The organism is Streptomyces netropsis, assembly GCF_014203545.1.
Classification (GTDB): Bacteria; Actinomycetota; Actinomycetes; order Streptomycetales; family Streptomycetaceae; genus Streptomyces; species Streptomyces netropsis.
Window position 1 is genome coordinate 151429 of sequence record NZ_JACHJG010000004.1, and the last position, 18698, is coordinate 170126.

2 protein-coding genes (both only partly in view) are annotated in these 18698 nt (G+C 72.1%); both read right to left on the reverse strand.

The genetic code is table 11. From position 1 onward, the window contains the following. Window positions 1-2454, reverse strand: partial view of an SDR family NAD(P)-dependent oxidoreductase gene (locus FHS38_RS11935; RefSeq protein WP_184733514.1) — the 5' portion only. 11289 nt of this gene lie to the left of the window's left edge; only the first 2454 of its 13743 coding nucleotides appear in the window; the start codon lies at window positions 2452-2454; its stop codon lies off the left edge, out of view. After that, window positions 2451-18698, reverse strand: partial view of an SDR family NAD(P)-dependent oxidoreductase gene (locus FHS38_RS11940; RefSeq protein ID WP_184733515.1) — the 3' portion only. 11520 nt of this gene lie beyond the right edge of the window; the window shows 16248 of its 27768 coding nt (coding positions 11521-27768); its start codon lies beyond the right edge, outside the window; the stop codon is at window positions 2451-2453. The genes FHS38_RS11935 and FHS38_RS11940 overlap by 4 nt, the downstream gene beginning before the upstream one ends.

Below are 18698 nucleotides of genomic sequence, written 5' to 3' on the forward strand. Positions count from 1 at the left end.
CGGGTGGGCGTAGAGGTTGACCCCGCCCGCGATGGCCGCGTCGCACTCGCCGCGGCGCAGGTGCTCCATCGCCTCGTGGACGGCGCTCAGCGACGACGAGCACATCGTGTCGACGGCCAGGCTCGGGCCCTTGAGGTCGAGGAAGTAGGACACCCGGTTCGCCACGGCCGCGAACGACGTGACGGGGTGGAGGTTCTCGCCCTGCTCCCACAGCCGCGGCCCGTACAGCTCGAAGCCGGTCTTGGACACGCCGGCGAAGACGCCGACCCGCCCGCCGTGCTGGTCCGTCAGGCGCTGCCGGGTGTAGCCCGCGTCCTCGATCGCGTTCCAGGACTCCTGGAGGAACAGGCGCTCCTGGGGGTCCATGCTCATCGCCTCGTGCGGCGAGATGGCGAAGAACAGCGGGTCGAAGTCGGCGAAGCCCTCCAGGAAGCCGCCCCACTTGCTGTAGCTCAGCCCGTGCGCGACGGCCTCGTCGCGGTCCGGGTGGAAGAAGCCCGTCAGGTCCCAGCGCTGCGGTGGGACCTCCGAGACGCAGTCACGCCCCGCGGCCAGGTTCTCCCAGTACTCGTCGAGGTTGCGCGCCTGGGGGAAGCGCCCGCTCACACCGACGACCGCGATGGCGTCGGCGGCGTCCGGCGTGTCCCGCACGACGACGGCCGGAGCGGGGGCGACCCGGACGGGAGCCTGCTCCGCGACGACGGCCGCGCCCACGGGGCGCGCTCCGTCGACACCGGTCCAGGTGAGGCACTGCTCACGGTGTTCCGCCACGAAGTGGGCGCCGAGGCTGTCCAGCGAGTTGTACTCGTACAGCAGTGCGGCCGAAAGGCCGGGGAAGACCTCCGCGAGCTTCCGGTTCAGCCGTGTGACGACGATGGAGTCGATCCCGTAGCTCTCCAGGGACGCCCCCGGATCGATCTGCGCGGCCCGCAGACCGGTGACGCCGCCGAACAGCCTGCCGAGCTTGTCGAGCACCTTGTCGCGCAGCTCGTCCTCGTCGACAGCCGCCACGGGGACCGTCGCCGCGGTGTGCGCCGGGGAGGACGGGGCCGCGGCGGACCGGGCAGTGGCGGACGGGGCGGAGAACGCGTGACGGATCCGGGGGCCGTCGCCCTCGACGGCCATCACCTGGCTGTGGTCCGAGAGGAGGAACTCGTGCAGGACGCGGATTCCGGTCGCCGTACGCAGCGGAGCCATGCCGAGGTCCGCGTGGAGCACGCGCACCGTCTCCTCGTCGACGGTCATGCCGCCCTCGGCCCACAGGGGCCAGTTGACGGACAGGCTGCGCCCGGAGCGCTGTCCGGCGGTGGCGAGAGCGTCGCGGTGGTGCGCGAAGGCGTCCATGAACGCGTTGGCGGCCGCGTAGTCCGCCTGGCCGGTGTTGCCCGTGACCGCGGCCCCCGAGGAGAACGTGGCGAAGAAGTCCAACGCGAGGTCCCGGCTGGCGTTGTCGAGGTTGACCGTCCCGGTCACCTTCGGGGCCAGGACCTCCCGCAGCGTGTCCGCGCTCTTGGTGCGGATGAGGCCGTCCCTGGTGACCCCGGCACTGTGGATGATGCCGTCGATCGAGCCGCACTCCTGCCGGACCCCGGCCACGAACGCCTCGACGGCCGCCGTGTCCGCGACGTCGAGCGGCACGTAGCGCACCTGCGCGTGCGGGCGGCTCAGCGCCTCCAGCGCCCGCGCCCGCTCACCGTCGAGGTGCGAACGGCCGGTCAGGAAGAGGGTCGCGCTGCGGACCGACCGCAGCAGGTCCTCGGCGAAGATCAGCCCCAGGCCGCCCAGGCCACCGGTGATGACGTAGGTGCCGCCTTCCTTCCAGGGCAGGTCGGTGTGCGCGGGGGCGGGCAGCTCCCGCCAGACCAGGACCTCCCGCTCACCGTCGCGCCACCGCACCGCCGAGGAGTCCGCGTGGTCCCGTGCCTCCAGGACCTGCTCGGCCACCCGCTCCACGCGCGCGGCCCGGTCGACGAGCACCAACTGGGGCACGACCTTCGGGTTCTCCAGCGCCGCGGTCCGCAGCATCGCGAGAAGACCGGACAGCAGCGAGTCCTCGCCGGTCTCCGGGCAGACGAGCTGGACGAGCGTCCGGGGCAGCGCCGGGTCGGCGAGCAGCCGCTTGACCGTGTCGAGCACCTGGCAGGCGAGATCCGCATAGCGCGCCGCGAGCCCGGAGGCCGGGCTCTCCAGGAGGTGCACCGCGGCGGCGCCGCTCTGCGTCCGCAACGCCTCCACTGCCTGCCGCGGCTCCGCGAGCAGCACGACGTGCCCGGGGATCTCCGCGGCGGCGGTGCCGCCGGCCGCCCGCTCCCAGACGGGACCGAACCTCACCAGCTCCGGGCCGGTCTCCTCGCCCGCTCGCACCGCCCCGCTGTTCACGGCCTCCTTGAACTGCTCCTTGGAGATGCGGTTCGCCTTGAGGTCCAGCAGCATCTTGACCAGTACGTCGTTCACTTCGCCGCCCCTCCGTTTTCCGTTGTGCGCACCGGCGCGGTGGTGAACGCCGGGCTGAGCATCTCTGCCGCGGCGGTCAAGTCGAGTGAGCCGTTCAGGTAGTCGTCGAGGACGTCGTCGACCTGCGATCGCGGGCCGCCGCCGTCCGGGTCCGCCGCGTCGTCGGGCCGGCCGGTCCCTTCCTCGGCGACCCAGTACCGCTCCCGGGCGAAGGGGTAGGCCGGCAGGGACACCGGGCGCACGTCCGCGCCGACGTGCAGCGCCCGCCAGTCGATGTCGAAGCCGTTCACCCACAGGTCGAGCACCTTGGCGTACTCGCCCTTGGCGATCCAGGCCGCGACGACCTCGCCCAGTCCCTCGTCAGCGGTGAGCGCGCCACCGCCGTTGCGGTTCACCCGGCTGCGGTGCACGCCGTCCGCGTGCTCCGGCCGGTCGAGGAAGCCGCGCAGCCTGACTGCCAGTTCGTCGAGGGAGCCGACGACCGTCCCCAGCCGCTCGGGCATGGCCTCACGGCCGACCTGCAGCGTGTAGGCGACATCGGCGAGCGGCACCTCGCCCCGTTCCGGGTCGGACAGCCATTGCAGGAGCGCGCTCGCCTGCTCCCGCAACCGCTCCCCGTCCATCGCGGAAAGCACGACCACCGCCGGTGCGCCGTCCGGGACCCGCGGGGACCGGGGCTCGGCCGGGCGGTACTCCTCGATCAGGACGTGGGCGTTGGCGCCGCCCGCGCCGAAGGACGACACCCCGGCCCTGCGCGGCACCTCGCGGGCGACCCCGTCGACGTCGACGACGGGACGCTGCCACGCGGCCCGCTCGCGCTGGACGACGAACGGCGACGACGCGAAGTCGATGTGCGGGTTCACCTCGTCGGCGTGCAGCGTGGGCGCCAGCTCGCCGTGGCGCATCTGGAGCACGACCTTGCACACGCCCGCCACGCCCGCAGCGGCCTCCGCGTGCCCGATGTTGCTCTTCACCGAGCCGATCGCGCAGAACTGGGTGTCCTGGGTGTCGTCGGAGAACGCGCGCTTCAATCCGTTGATCTCGATGGGGTCCCCCAGCGCGGTCCCGGTGCCGTGGGCCTCCACGTAGCTGATCGTGCCGGCGTCGATGCCCGCCTTGTCCAGCGTCCGGCGGATCAGGTTCCCCTGTGCCACCGGGTTGGGAACGGTGTAGCCGTTCGTCGTGCCCCCGTGGTTGACACCCGTGGCGCGGATGACGGCGTGGATACGGTCGTTGTCCCGTTCCGCGTCGTCGAGTCGCTTGAGGATGAGCGCACCGACGCCCTCGCCCGGCACGAACCCGTTGCCGCCGCGCCCGAAGCTGCGGCACTTGCCGTCGTCCGAGAGCATCTGCAGCCGGGAGAGGCCGACGTAGCCCGACGGGTGCAGGTAGAGGTTCACCCCGCCCGTCACGGCCAGTTCGCACTCGTCCCGCAGCAGGTGCTCGCACGCCTCGTGCAGCGCCGTGAGCGACGACGAGCACATCGTGTCGATGGGCATGCTGGGGCCGTTCAGGTTGAGCTTGAACGACACGCGGTTCGCGACCGACCCGAAGGAGGTGTAGGGGGACGTCGTGTCGCCGCGCTGCCACCTCTCCGGACCGTAGAGGTTGTGACCGGCGCGCGTGATGCCGACGAAGACCCCGACGCGCCCGCCGTGCTCCTGCTCCAGGCGCGCCCGCGTGTAGCCCGCGTCCTCGAAGGCCTTCCACGTCTCCTGAAGGAACAGGCGCTCCTGCGGATCGACCTCCACTGCCTCGTTGGGCGTCATCGCGAAGAACAGCGGGTCGAAGTCGGCGAAGCCGTCGAGGAAGCCGCCCCACTTGCTGTAGCTCTTGCCCTCGTCGGCGGCCCGGTCCTTGTCGGCCTCGTAGAAGCCGTCGAGCCGCCACCTGTCCGCGGGGATCTCGGTGATCGAGTCCCTGCCGGACCGCAGACCCGCCCAGAACTCGTCCAGGGTGCCGGCCTGCGGGAACCGCGCGCTCATGCCGATGATGGCGATGTCCCCGCCGCGGCGCGGCCGCGCCGCGCGTTCCCGCTGCGGCTCCGCCGCACGAGCCGGTGCCGTGACAGCACGGGGCTCGACGGGACGGGGCTCGACGGGACGGATCTCGGCGGGCGCCGGGGCGGGGCGCTCCTGCGGCTGCGGCGCGAGACCGACGACGCGGGCGATGTCCTCCTGCCGTTCGGTGACGAAGTGGTCGGCCAGCGCGCCGACGGTGCGGTACTCGAAGAAGAGCGTGCTGCCGACCTCCCCGAGGTCCTTCTGCAGCCCGTTGAGCAGCTGGAGGATCAGGATGGAGTCGATGCCGTAGGTGGACAGCGGCTCTCCGGCCCTGATGGAGTCCGCCGGGATCATCAACGTGCGCGCCACCAGGTCCTTGAGATAGGTGAGCACGGCTTCCTTGAGGAGTGCCGGGTCCACACGCGTCTCCGCGAGGGGTTCCGGGTCCACGCGGGTCTGCTGCGCCGCGGGCATCGACGCCTGCGGCACGGCAGGCGTCACGGGGGCCGGTGGTTCGACGGCGTCCGGCTGCTCGCCGCCGCGGGCCTGGTGGATCACCCCGTCGCTGTAGGCCACGACGACCTGCTGGCCGAGCACGTGCGCGTCGGCGGCGGGGAACTCGACCGACCCGTATCCCTCCCACTCCAGCACGGACTGCCACATCCCGGGTGCCAGCGCGGGGCCACCTTCGGTGCGCAGCTCGGGGTCGTCGTAGAGCCACCAACCGTCCAGGAGCGCGAACGTGAGCAGGCTGAACGGCGTGTACCCGTCGATCTCGTTGATGACCACCGCGGCCCCGGGCTTCATCAGCGCCTTGGCGTTGCGCAACGACTCACGGATGTCCCGGGTGGCGTGCAGCACGTTGGTCGCGACGACGAGGTCATAGGCGCCCTCGGTGAAGCCCTGCTCCGCCACCGGCTTGCCCGCGTCGAACAGCCGGCAGCGCAGGAAGGGGTTCTCCTCGCCGAATTCGCGCGTGCCGTGGATGAGGAAGGCGTTCGACATGTCGGTGTAGCAGTACTCGCCGATGTTCCGCGCGTACGGCTTGAGCCGCCGCATGAGCGTGGCGGTCGTGCCGCCCGTCCCCGCACCCACTTCGAAGATGCGGAACTGGGCGTCGGGGTTCTCGGCGATGCTGCGCTCGACCAGCTCGACGACGCAGTCACCGACGACGTCGTTGAAGTGGTCCGCGATCATGTTCCGCTTGTAGATGCCCTCGACGAGTTCGAGCGAGGACCCGGGGAAGATCACCTCGACGGCCGAGGCCGTCCCCGTCAGGATCTCGGGCAGCACGCGGAAGGTCCGGTCGACCAGGTCGGCCGTGGCCCGAAGCTCCGGATCGGCGAGCCACACCCGCTTGCCACGCTCCCACGCCCGCTCGGCCTCTCGCGCGTCCGGCCGCTTCCCGGCGGCGGTGAAGGACCCGGAGCCGGTCTCCTTGAGGTGGCCGAAGCGCGTCAGGACCGCGAAGCACTCCCCCACCCACCGGTCGAACCCGTCCAGGACCCCGTTGTCCTGCATGAAGGACGCCACGTCGAAGATCTGCCTGCCGAACCAGCCGCGCTCGTTCAAGTCGCACCACAGCAGCCTGGCCAGGACCTCGTCCAGCTCCATCGCCTTGGCCTTCGTGCCGGTGCGGACGGCCTGCACCTGGTCGGCGCGCGACGGCAGTGCCGGGGTGAGCGCGGGCGTCCGCACCGAGGGCCCCAGCACGCGGACCGACTCCCGCGCGTCGAACGACTCGAACTTCTCCGGCTTGCGCGTGTTGAGGTGGGCCACTTGCACCAGCGGCGAGGTCAGGAGGCGCTCGACGGTGGCCATGGCGAGGGCCGGGTCGATGTCGGCCAGCCCCTCCTGCTCGTAGAGACGCTCCCTGATGTGCTGCGGCACGTCGAGGCCGCTGCCCACCGCACCCCAGTACCCCCAGTTGACCACCCGCACGGGGTAAGGCCGCTCGGCGGACAGGCGGTGGGAGAGGGCGTCCTCGACGGCGCTGCCGGCGACGTAGCTGCAATAGCCCATGGCCGGGTTGAGCGAGGAGATCGACGAGAAGAACAGCATGAAGTCCGGGTCGTCGGCGTCGAAGACCTCGGCCATCCACGCGCTCGCGTCGAGTTTGGCGCTCAGGCCCGACCGGAACCGCTGCTCCTCGGTGTTGGGCAGGCTCTGGTCCACCAGGCCGAACACGGAGTGGACCACGCCGTCGACCGTGCCGAAACGCTGCTTGATCAGCGCGTGGGCGGCGGCGAGGGACTCGCGGTCGGCGGCGTCGGCGCGGACGTACCAGGGCGCGGGGCCGAGCGCGGCCAGCCTGTCGATCTTGCGCTGGATGTCGTCGTCCAGTTCCCGCCTGCCGATCCACACGACCTGGGCGCCGAAGCGCCGGATCACGTCCTCGCTCCAGATTTCGCCGAGGCCACCGGCCCCGCCCAGGACGACGTACACGCCTCCCCTGGTGTAGGGGCTGCCGGACGGCGCGGCGAGCTCGGCGGGCACCAGCCGCTGGCGGAACCACTGCCCGCCGCGCAGCGCCCGGACCGGCTGCGAAGAGGCACCGATCAGGGTGGACACGGGGAGGGCGTCGCCCGCGCCGAGGTCGAGCGAGTTCACCCGCCAGTTGGGGAGTTCCTTGGCCATCACGCCGGCCAGGCCCAGCACGCCCGCGTCGGCGGGGTGGACCCGCTCGCCGCGCAGTACGGGCTGCGTCTGCCGGGTGACGACGGTCCAGGTCAGGTCCGCACCCGCGTGCCCCAGCGCGAGCAGCGCCTTGATGAGGCGGAAGAACACGACCACCCCGGCATCGGTCCGCCGGAGCAGCGCGGTGGCGTCCGAGTCCTCCCCCGTCCGCGAGATCCAGACCAGGTGCCGGATGTCCCCGACGCCCCGCAGCCGCGCGGTCAGCGCGGCCACGCCGAGCGTGGGCTCGACGTCGAGGAAGGCCGGCGCGCCGAACGCGGCCGCGAGCCCGGCGCGTTCGGTGGCGTCCGCGCCGAACACGACCACGCCGGACTGCGGGGAAAGCTCCTGCGCGGGAGCCTGGTCCCGGACCCACACGGGTGCCAGCGTCAGGTGGTTCCCGTCCGCCGGGGGCGCCGGGTGCTCTGCGGGTACGGGCTCCACGCGCGCGGCGGGGGGCCTGCTGGGGGCCTCGACCGCCTCGGGCAGCCAGTACCGCTGGCGGCTGAAGGGGTACGTCGGCAGCGGGGTCCGCCGGTGCGCGCCGGCTGCGAACAGCTCCGCGTACTCCAGCTCGCAGCCCTGGAGGTAGAGGTCGCGGACGACCGCGAGGTGCTCGACGCGGTCGCTCTCCGACGCACCGGCGGCGCACTGCCGGATGCGGGAGTTGCCGCGCCGCGCCTGCGAGGTGTCCCCGCTCGGGCGGCTCTCGGACAGGTCGGCGACGCGCACGTGCTCCTCGCGTCCGGTCGACAACCACTCCCGCAGCCGGTCCGCCAGCTCGTCGGTGGTCCGCGCGACGCAGGCCAGCCGGACCGCGCAGTGCCTGCGCCCGAGCAGCAACGTCAGGCTGACGTCGCCCAGGTCGGTGTCGGGGTGGGCGCGCAGGTGGTCCGCCAACTGCTCGGCCTGGGTGCGCAGTTGCTCGTGGGAGAGAGCGGACAGTGTGACGAGGTGGGCGGACGGGCGCACCCCGTCACGCGGCCGCACGGGCGCTTCCTCGACCACCATGTGGGCGTTGGTCCCGCTGAACCCGAAGGAGTTCAGCGCCGCGAGACGCGGCCGGCCGGCCTCGGTGGTCCAGTCCCGGTGGACCGTGTTGACGTAGAACGGGCTCGCCGCGAAATCGATGTGCGCGTTGCCCTGTTCGAAGTTCAGGGAGCGCGGGATCTCGCGGTGCCGCAGCGCGAGCAGGATCTTGATGAGCCCGGACACGCCCGCTGTCGGCGACGTGTGACCGATGTTGGTCTTGACCGAGCCGATGGCGCAGTACTCCCGCTTGTCGGTGTAGCCACGGAACGCCCGGGTCAGCGCCTGGAACTCGATGGGGTCGCCGAGCCGGGTGCCGGTGCCGTGCGCCTCGACGAGCCCGAGGTCGGCGGGGTCGACGCCGTACTTGTCGTAGACGGCCCGCTGCAGCTGCTCCTGGGACTTCGCGCTCGGCGCGGTGATGCCGTTGGAGGTGCCGTCCTGGTTGAGGCCGGAGCCGCGGACGAGGCCGTGGATGTGGTCACCGTCGGCGAGCGCGTCGCGCAGGCGCTTGAGCACGACGAAGCCGACGCCGTCGCCGGGTACGAAGCCGTCCGCCCGCTCGTCGAAGGTGTGGCACCGCCCGGTCGGGGAGAGCATCCCCGCCCGGTGGGCCTGGAGGTAGTAGTGGGGTGCGCACTGGACGGAGACCCCGCCGGCCAGGGCCATCTCGACCTCGCCCGCGCGCAGTGCCTGGCACGCCAGGTGCACGGCGACCAGCGAGCCCGAGCACGCCGTGTCGACGGCGACGGCGGGACCCCGCAGGTCGAGGTGGTACGAGATGCGGGCAGGCATGATCGACTCGGCGTTGCCCCACATGGCCTGCGCCGGGGCGTCCTCCCTCGGCGAGGGCAGGTAGTCGACGGGCTGCGTACCGATGTAGACACCGCAGTTGGTGCTCTGGGCCCCCGCTCCGGCGTAGCCCGCGTCCTCGAACGCCCGCCAGGACTCCTCCAGGGCGATGCGCTGCTGAGGGTCCATGTAGGTCGCCTCGACACCCGAGATCTGGAAGAACGCCGGGTCGAACCGATCGATGTCGTTCATCAGCGACGCGTGCCGGGGGAAGTCCGCACCGGGCTCGACGAACCGCGAGATGTCCCAGCGGGTGATCTCGCCGACCAGGCTGTCCCCGTTGGCGAGGTGCTCCCACAGCCGGTCGACGCTCTCCGCCCGGCCGAACCGGCCGCTCATGCCGATGATCGCGATCGGTTCCAGGTGCGGTTCGGTGTTCCCGGCCCGCGCCACGCCGGCGTCGGCCGTGGCCGCCGCGGGTGCCGCGGCCACCGTGGGGAGCGCGGCCCGCGGAGCCTGCTCGGGTCGCGCCAGGCGGGCGCCGGCCTGCGCCGGGAAGGTCTCGGTGACGTAGGCCGCCAGCCGCCGGACCGAGCTGTGGTCGAACAGGTCGGTGGGCTCCAGCACCCCGCCGAGGATCTCGTTGAGGTCCCGGACCAGCTGGACGCCGACGATGGAGTCCACGCCGTAGTCCGCGAACGAGTCCTCGACGTGGATCTCGTCCTCCTCCAGTTCCAGGGCCTGCCGAAGCTGCGCCACGATCTCGCGCCGCACGTGCGCGTCCAGTTCGTGCGCGTCCGGTCCGTGTGCGTCCGGTGCGTGCGCGTCGAGGTCCTGGTGGTCCGCGTCCGACGTGGGCGCACCGGCGCCGGTGCGGGCGACGACGACCTGGTGCCCGGCGTCGTGGGCCGCGGCGGCGGGGAAGGACACGGCCGCGAAGCCCTCGTCGTGCAGCACCGACCGCCAGCGGTCGGGCTCCAGCGCGGGGCATCCGTCGATCCGCAGCTCCGGGTCCCGGTAGAGCCACCACCCGTCGAGCAGGCCGAAGGTCAGGTGCGAGAACAGGGTGCGGGCGGCCAGCTCGTTCAACACGAGCGTGCCGTCGTGCCCCAGCAGTGCCCGCGCGTGGCGCACCGCCGCCCGGACGTCGCCGGTGGCGTGCAGGACGTTGGTCGCGAGGACGATGTCGTACGCCCCCTCGGCCAGGCCTTGACCGGCCGGGCTCCGCTCCACGTCGAAGTGCTCGTACCGCAGGTACGGGTGCTCGGCGCCGAACTCCTTCTTACCCGTGCGCAGGAAGTGGGCGGAGACATCGGTGTAGCAGTACTCCGCGACGCCGTCCCGGTGACGGCTCAGCGCGCGCAGCACCTTGTCGGTGGTGCCTCCCGTGCCCGCACCGATCTCCAGTACGCGAACCCGGCGGCCGGGGTCCGCGGCGAGCAGGGCTTCGACGCGGTCCGCCACCTGCTCCGCGACGATCTCGTTGAGGGCCTCGGCGCTGTCGCAGTGCCGGTAGACGCCCTCGACCAGCGACGTCGAGGCACCGGGGAAGATCACGTCGGTTCCCCTGCTGCGTCCCGACAGGACGTCCGGGCACGCGCGGATCGCCTGGTCCATGAGGTTGACATAGGGGTTCGTGCTGCCGCTCTCCCGGCAGACGGCCGCCCAGCGCCGCCACGCGGTGCCACCGGCCGCCGACGCCCTCGGGGTCAGCGCGTAGCGCTCCGCGTCCAGTTCCAGGTAGCCGTGCTCGGCCAGGAAGCGGAGGCTTTCGTCGAGCCAGCGGCTGTGGACACGGCCCGGCTTCAGGCCGTCCCGGAGGTCGGCGACGGAGCCGCTGCCCTCCGCCGCCATGCCGAGCGCCTGCAACTGCGTGACCAACAGCCCGCAGAGGAGGTCGTCGTCGAAACCGCGGCCGCTCCCGGAGTCCGCGATCACCCGCCGCAGCCGGACGTCGTCGACGGTCCCGCCCTCGACCGCTTCGGCCTGTACCGCCGCCGGCAGCCGCGCGACGTCGGCAGGCCAGCAACGCCTCTTGGCGAACGGGTACCCGGGCAGCGACACGGGAGTCGGGCGCCCGCCGCCGAACAGTTCCCGCCAGTCCAGGTCGTGTCCCTGGCAGTAGAGCTTCGCGACAGCGCGCAGCGCCTCCGCGAACGCAGGCCGGTCGTGGCGCAGCAGGGTCGCTTCGCGCACCAGGTCGTTGCCGGCCTCCAGCACCTCGGCCCGCGGGACGAAGCCCTTGGGCACACTGCCCTCGACGACGTCCGGCGCCGCCGCGCCGCCCAGCCAATCGCGGAACAGGCGCGCGGCCTCACCCGTGTCACGGGCCACCACGGCGCACCGGTGCCGGAAGTGGGCCCGGCCGTCGAGCAGCGTCGCGCTGACGTGGCGCGGGCTGTGCCCACCGGCGGCGTCGAGGAAGTCGACCAGGTCGGCGACCCGCTGCCGCAGCGCCTCCGGATCCTTCGCCGACACGGCGAAGACGTGGGCAGGCATCATCGCGTCATGCTCGTTGTCGGGCGTCACGAAGCTCTCCACCACCATGTGTGCGTTGGTTCCGCTCATACCGAATGCGCTCAGGGCCGCGACGCGCTCGCGCCCCGCCGTGCGCGGCCACTGCCTGTTCGCCCGGTTCAGGAAGAACGGGCTGTCCTGCCAGTCGATGTAAGTGCTCTCCCGTTCGCAGTGCAGGCCGGCCGGGATGGTCTCGTGGCGCATGGCCTGGAGGATCCCGATCAGGCTGACCAGCCCGGACGCCGCGAGCGTGTGGCCGACGTTGGGCTTGACCGAGGTCAGCGCGCAGTACCGCCGCTTGCCGGTGAGGCCGGTGAAGGCGTCGTTGAGCGCGTTGACCTCCACCGGGTCGCCGAGCCGGGTGCCCGTGCCGTGGGCGACCAGGTAGTCGATCTCCGCCGGGTCGATGTCGTACTTCTCGTAGGTCGACCGCAGGAGTTCGACCTGCGCGGCACCGTTGGGGGCGGTGATGCCGTGGGACCTGCCGTCGTAGTTGATCCCGCTGGCGCGGATGACGCCGTGGATCCGGTCCCCGTCCGCGATGGCCGCCGACAGCCGTTTCAGCACGACGACGGCGACGGCTTCGCTGACCACCATGCCGTTGGCCCGCTCGTCGAAGGCGTAGCAGACGCCGTCCTCGGACAGCATTCCCGCCTGCTGCATGTCGGTGAGCTGCCTGGGCGTGGTGATCAGGCTGACGCCCGCCGCGAGGGCGGTGTCGCACTCGCCGTCGCGGATGCTCAGGCAGGCCTGGTGGGCGGCCACGAGCCCGGAGGAGCAGGCGGTGTTGATCGCCAGGACCGGGCCGGTGAAGTCGAGGAAGTGGGCGAGCCGCGCGGCGAGGACACCGTCGTGGTTGGCGGTGATGCTGCCCGTGCTCTCGGCCAGACCCTCGTAGTCGCCGTGCTCGACGCCCACGAACATGCCGACCTTGCCCGGCGAACCGGGCTTCCACGCCGCGTCCTCCAGCGCCCGCCACGACTCCTGCAGGAGCAGGCGCTGACGCGGGTCCAGGCTGCGAGCCTCCTTGGGGGAGATCTCGAAGAACAGCGGGTCGAACTCCTCCGGCCCCGAGAGCTGACCGCAGCGGAAGGCACCGAGCGGGCTGTCCGCCTCCTCGCCCCACAACGCGAGCCGTTCGGCACCGACCGGGCTGATGACGTCGCGGCCCTCCGAGAGGACGGACCACAGCTCATCGACGTCGCGCGCACCGGGGAAGCGCCCGCTCATGCCGATGATGGCCACGGCGTCGTCGCTGCCCGCGGACCGCGCCCGGGGCGCGGAGCCCACCTGCGCGGCCGGCGTCGTCTCCTCCCGAACGGGCACGACGGGCACGACGGGCGCCTGGGCGGGTTCGACCGCCGTCGTCGCGGGTGCTGTGCCGTAGAGCGCCTCAAGGACGTCCGTGTGCTTGCCGAGGAGGTGGTTCCGCAGCTTCCCGAGCGTGGGGTGGCTGAAGAAGACCGACGGTGTGATCTCGACGCCGATGCGCCTGCCGATACCGGCGGCCAGTTCGACGAGGCCCACCGAGTCGAAGCCGTACGCGGAGAGGCTGTCGTCCTCGTGGACCCTGTCGGGTGAGACCTTGACGACGCGGCAGATGATGTCCCGCAGGTCCTGGTCCAGGCCCTCGGCGACACTCGCCCCCGACGGCCCGGGACGCGGCGCGACGGACGCGGCGGAGGGCTCGGCGGCGGAGGGTTCGTCGGCGGAGGGTTCGTCGGCGGCGACCGCCGACGGTGGCGGCAGCAGGCCGAGGAAGCGGTGCACCCGGCTCGGCTCCCCGACCACGACCATGTGCTGGACGGCGTCCTGGGCCAGCAGGGACTCGAACAGGCGGAGTCCGTCCCGGGTCTCCAGGAAGTCCTGACCGCTGGAGCGCAGGTACAGCTCGGACGCGTCCTCGTCGAGGCCCATGCCGCCGTCGCGCCACAGCGGCCAGTTGATCACCACGGTCTTGCCGGAGATCTCCCCCGCGGCGTTCCGTTCGCCGCGGTGGGCGGCGTAAGCCGTCTGGAAGCGGTTGCCGAACGCGTAGTCGCAGGTGCCGAAGTCACCGATCACCGCAGAGGTCGAGGAGAAGTAGCAGACGAAGTCGAGGACCTCGCCCGCCAGCACCTCGTCGAGCGCGAGCGTGCCGGCGACCTTGGCGGCTGTGGTCTGCTCGAAGGCGGCCACGCTCTTGTCCAGAATGCTTCCCCCGCCTTCGACCCCCGCGGCGTGGATGACGCCGTGCACGGACCCGAAGCGCTCACGTGCCTCCGCCAGGACGCGCTTCACGTCGCCCGCGTCGCAGACGTCCGCCCGGGTGTACAGGACCTTGTCCGCGCCGAGTTCGCGCAGCTTCTCCTGCCGCCGCGCGTCCGGCGCGGAGCGACCGGTCAGCACGACATTGGCCCCGTGGCTGCGGGTGAGGTGCTCGGCCACGATCAGCCCGAGGCCGCCGAGACCGCCGGTGATGAGGTAGGTCCCGCCGCGCTTGAAGACGCTGGGGGCCTCGGTCACCTCTGTCTGCCGTACGCGGCTGACGAAACGCCCGCCGTCCCGGTACAGGGCGCTGGACGCGGTCTCCTGGCGCAGTTCGGCGACCAGCCGCTCGACCCAGCCCGCGACTCCGACGGGCCGCTGCGGATCAGCGGCGTCCTGCAGCACGACCGTGAACGCGGGCTGCGGCAGTACGAGCCCCAGCGAGCGCTCGAAACCGATGGCCGCTTCGAGATGGGCGCGCTCGACGCCGTCGCGGTACTGACCCGCGAGCACGAACCGCCGCGCGGAGACCTCGGTCCGGGCCAGCGCCTGGAGGGCGAGGACGACCTCGCTGACGTCGTCGGGGCGCGAACCCGACTCCAGCCTCCAGAGGTCCAGGACGGCGTCGACGCCGCCGTGGCTCGCGGCGATGGCGGCGAACGCGTCCGCGTAGTCACCGGCCTCCGCCTTGCGGACCTCGTACGAGTCCGGGGAGATCCGGCGGAAGGCGGTGCCCTGCCCGACGAAGGCGACGCGGGCGTCGGGGTCGAGGGCTCGGACCGCCCGCGCGACCTCGGCCTGGCGCTCGGAACCGCTGCACAGGCAGACGATGCTGCCGAGCCGTCGCGCCGGGCTCTCCGGCAGGGGCTCGGGCTCCCAGTCCTCGACGAAGACGAGAGGCCGCGCGCGCTCCGCGGGCGCACCGGCCGGGGACCTGACCGGACCGGCGTGCTCTCCCGCGGTGAGCGGCTGGTTGTCGAAGGGGAAGTAGCGCTCGCGGGCGAAGGGGTAGGTCGGCAGCCCGATGCGGCGCGGGGTCCGGCCGTTGTAGAGAACCCGCCAGTCGACGGGCACACCGTTCGCCCACAGCTCCAGGAGCTTGTCGTACTTCCCCTTGTCGGCCCAGGTCGAGACCATCGTGCTCAGATCGGCATCGGCGGAGAGCAGCGTCCGCACGGTGCTGTCACGCCTGGTCGAGCCGCGCACCACGTCCCCGGTGACACCGCTGCCCGAGGTCAGGAAACCGCGCAGCCCCGCCACCAGGTCCGCCACGGACGCGGCGAGAACGCCCAGGCGCTCCTCCATCGCTTCCCGCCCGACCTGCAGCGTGTACGCCACGTCCGCCAGCCCCACGGCCGCGTTCTCGGGCCGTTCCAGCCACTCCAGCAGGTTCTCGGCCTGCGCCCGCAGCCCGTCCTCGGTCCGTGCCGACAACGGCACCACCGCACCGAGCGCGGGGTCGACCGGGGACCCGTCCTCGTCACCGTCCGGGACGTACTCCGCGAGGACGACGTGCGCGTTCGATCCGCCCGCGCCGAAGGACGAGACCCCGGCGACGCGCGGCGACGTGGCACCCGTGCCGCCACCGGGCAGGACGGGCCGGTCCCAGTCGGCCAGTTCGCGCTGGACGACGAACGGGGTGTCCGCGAAATCGATGTGCGGGTTCAACGTCTCCGCGTGCAGGGAGGGCGCCAGCTTGCCGTGCCGCATCTGCAACAGCACCTTGGTGATGCCCGCGATGCCCGAGGCGCTCTCGGCGTGACCGATGTTGCTCTTCACCGAACCGATCGCGCAGAACTGCTTGTCTCCGGTGTGCTCCCGGAAGGCGTTCGACAGGCCCGTGATCTCGATCGGATCCCCCAGTGCGGTCCCGGTGCCGTGCGCCTCGATGTAGCTCACCTCACGTGCGCCGACCCCGGCCGTCTCCAGAGCGCGGCCGATCACCTCCGACTGCGCCTTGGGGTTGGGCACCGTGTAGCCGCCGGCACCGCCGCCGTGGTTGACCGAGGTGCCCTTGATGACGCCGTAGATCCTGTCCCCGTCTGCGATCGCCCTCGCCAGCGGCTTCAGCAGGACCGCGCCCACGCCCTCACCGGGTACGTAGCCGTCGCCACCGGCCCCGAAGCTCCGGCACCGGCCGTCGCTGGAGGCGAACTTGCCCTGGCTCAGCAGCAGGTACTTGTTCGGGTGCAGCGAGAGGTTGACACCGCCCGCGATCGCCACCTCGGACTCACCGCACTTGATGCTCTGGCACGCGAGGTGAACGGCCGTCAGCGAGGACGAGCACATCGTGTCGATGCTCATGCTCGGACCGTGGAACCCGCAGACGTGCGACACCCGGTTGGCGATGGAGGCCGAACTGCCCGCCACTGCCGACGCACCGCCCAGCACCTGGTTCTGGGCGCCGAAGAGCTGGTACTCCTCGTACATCACACCGACGAACACACCGACCCGCCCGTCCAGCACGTTGCCGGTCCGGCTCTTCGGGCCGCCCCGCGTGTACCCGGCGTCCTCCAGGGTCTCGTGGACGCACTGGAGGAACAGTCGCTCCTGCGGATCCATGATCTCCGCCTCGCGCGGGGAGATGTTGAAGAACAGCGGGTCGAAGTCGTAGGCACCGTCGAGGAAGCCGCCCCACCTGCTGTACGCCTTACCGACGGCGTCCTTGCGCGGATCGAAGAACTGCCCGTGGTCCCAGCGCGACTCGGGGATCTCGGTGACGCTGTCCCTGCCCGCCGCGAGGTTCTCCCAGAACTCCGCCACGTCGCGCGCCTGCGGGTAGCGACCCGCCAGGCCGACGATCGCGATGTCCATCTGCCCCGCGGCGACGGCCTCCGGAGCGACGGCCCGCGCGGGGGCCACGGCAGGGACGGGCACGGAAGTCCGCCATGTGCGCTGCCGCTCGGCGGCGCTCGTCGAGGAGGTGGCGCGGACCGTTCCCCCGGCACCGGGACCGCTCTCCCCTGCGGACAGGAGTTCACGCATCCGGTCCGGGTGGGCGTCGAGGAAATGACCGGCGAGCGCCTCGATGGTGCGGTGCTCGAAGAACAGGGTCTTCGACAGTGACCCGAAGACCTCCTCCAGGGCCCGCGTCATGTCCATGGTCATCACGGAGTCGACGCCGTAGTCGTCGAGCACCGCCTCCGCGTCGATCTTGGCCGGGGGCAGGTTGATCACCGACGACAGCTGCTTCTTGAAGTACGCCTCGGCCCTGCCGGCCAGGCCTTCCGCCGTCTCCGCCTTCTCCGGCGCCGACTGCGCCGACTGCGCCGACTGCGCCGTGCGACGGTCCTCTGTACGCCGCGGTGCGGTCGTGGACTCGGGCTCGTCCGCGGCCAGCAGAGTGTCCCTCATTCGGGCCCGGTCGCCTTCGAGGACGAGGACCTGGTCGTCCGGCGCGGCCAGCGCCCGGTACAGGGCCCGCACCCCGGTGTCCTCGCGCAGCGGGACCAGGCCGAACTGCGCCCGCAGCCACTGTTCGACGCCCGGTTCGACGTGCATGCCGCCGTCGGCCCACAGCGGCCAGTTGACCGACACCGTCCGCCCCCGGCGCCTGCCCTGTGCCACGAGCCCGTTCCGGTACCCCGCGTAGGCGTCCATGAACGCGTTCGCCGCCGCGTAGTCGGCTTGTCCCACGTTGCCGAACGCACCGGTGAAGGACGAGAAGAGGACGAGGAAGTCCAGGTCCGCGTCCTGGGTCGCGGAGTCCAGGTGCACCAGGCCGGAGACCTTCGGGGCGAGTACGGCGGAGAAGTCCTCGGCCGACTTCTTCAGGATGAAACCGTCCCGGAGCACTCCGGCGGAGTGCAGGATCCCGTCCACCCGGCCGTACGTCCGGCGCATCCAGTCCACGAGCGCCACGACGTCCTCCTCGGCGCAGACGTCCGCCTGCCGGTAGACCACGTCGGCGCCCAGCAGCCGCAGCTGCTCCAGGAGCGCGTCCTTGGCCTCGTCCCGCGGGGCACGCCCGGTCAGCACGATCCGGGGCCGGTTCACCTTCGTGGCGATGTCCCGCGCGAACAACGCGCCCAGCCCACCGGCACCACCGGTGATCAGGTAGACGCCGCCGTCCTTCCACGGCAGCGGGAACGCGGGTGCGCCCTCGAACTCGCGCCACCGCAGCACCTCGCGCACACCGGACCGGTACCGGACCGCCGCGTCCGCCGGCACGGCCCGATCGGCGTCCGCACAGGACGCGGCACGCTCCGGCCCGTCCTGCGGGTCGACCAGGACCAGCTGCCCCGAAACACGGGGGTTCTCCAGCTGAGCCGTCTTGAGGATGCCTGCCAGGCCCGTCCACAGCCACGCGTCCGCGTCGGCCGGGACGACCAACTGGACGCGGACGGCGTGGTGCGCCCGTTCGCCGAGCAGCTCCTTGACGGTCGCGAGGACCTGCCGGGCGTAGTCGGAGTAACGCCCGTCGACGCTCGCCGAACGGGAGTCCAGGAGCACGACCCGTCCGGTTCCGCGTGACCGCAGCACCTCCGCGACCTCGGGAAGACCGATGAGCAGGGCCAGCGCGGCAGGCGTGCCTTCCGCCTCCTGCGCGTCCCGCGTCCGGTCCTGGGCGACCCAGCGCGGCGAGGCGAGCAGCTCACCCGTGGGCTGCTCACCCGTGGGCTGCTCCGCCGGGAGCGCCCGCAGCGAGACGCCCCTGAGCCGGACGCACACCGTCCCCGCGTCATCGCAGATGTCGATGTCGAGACGGCGGACCGTGGAACCGGCGGACGCCGACGCGTCGGCGCCACCGCGCACCCACGCCCACATCGACGCGGTGCACGCGCCGAGGACCTGCACCTCGTCCACGGCGAAAGGCAGGAGCAGTTCGCGCTGCGCCCCCGCCCCCGGCACCATGCCGATGCAGGCCTGGAGCGCGGAGTCCAGCAGGGCGGGGTGCAGCCCGTAGGCCGGCAGGGTCGTGCCGACGGCATCCGGCAACGTCAGCCGGGCCACGACCTGACCGTCGCCGATCCACAGGCG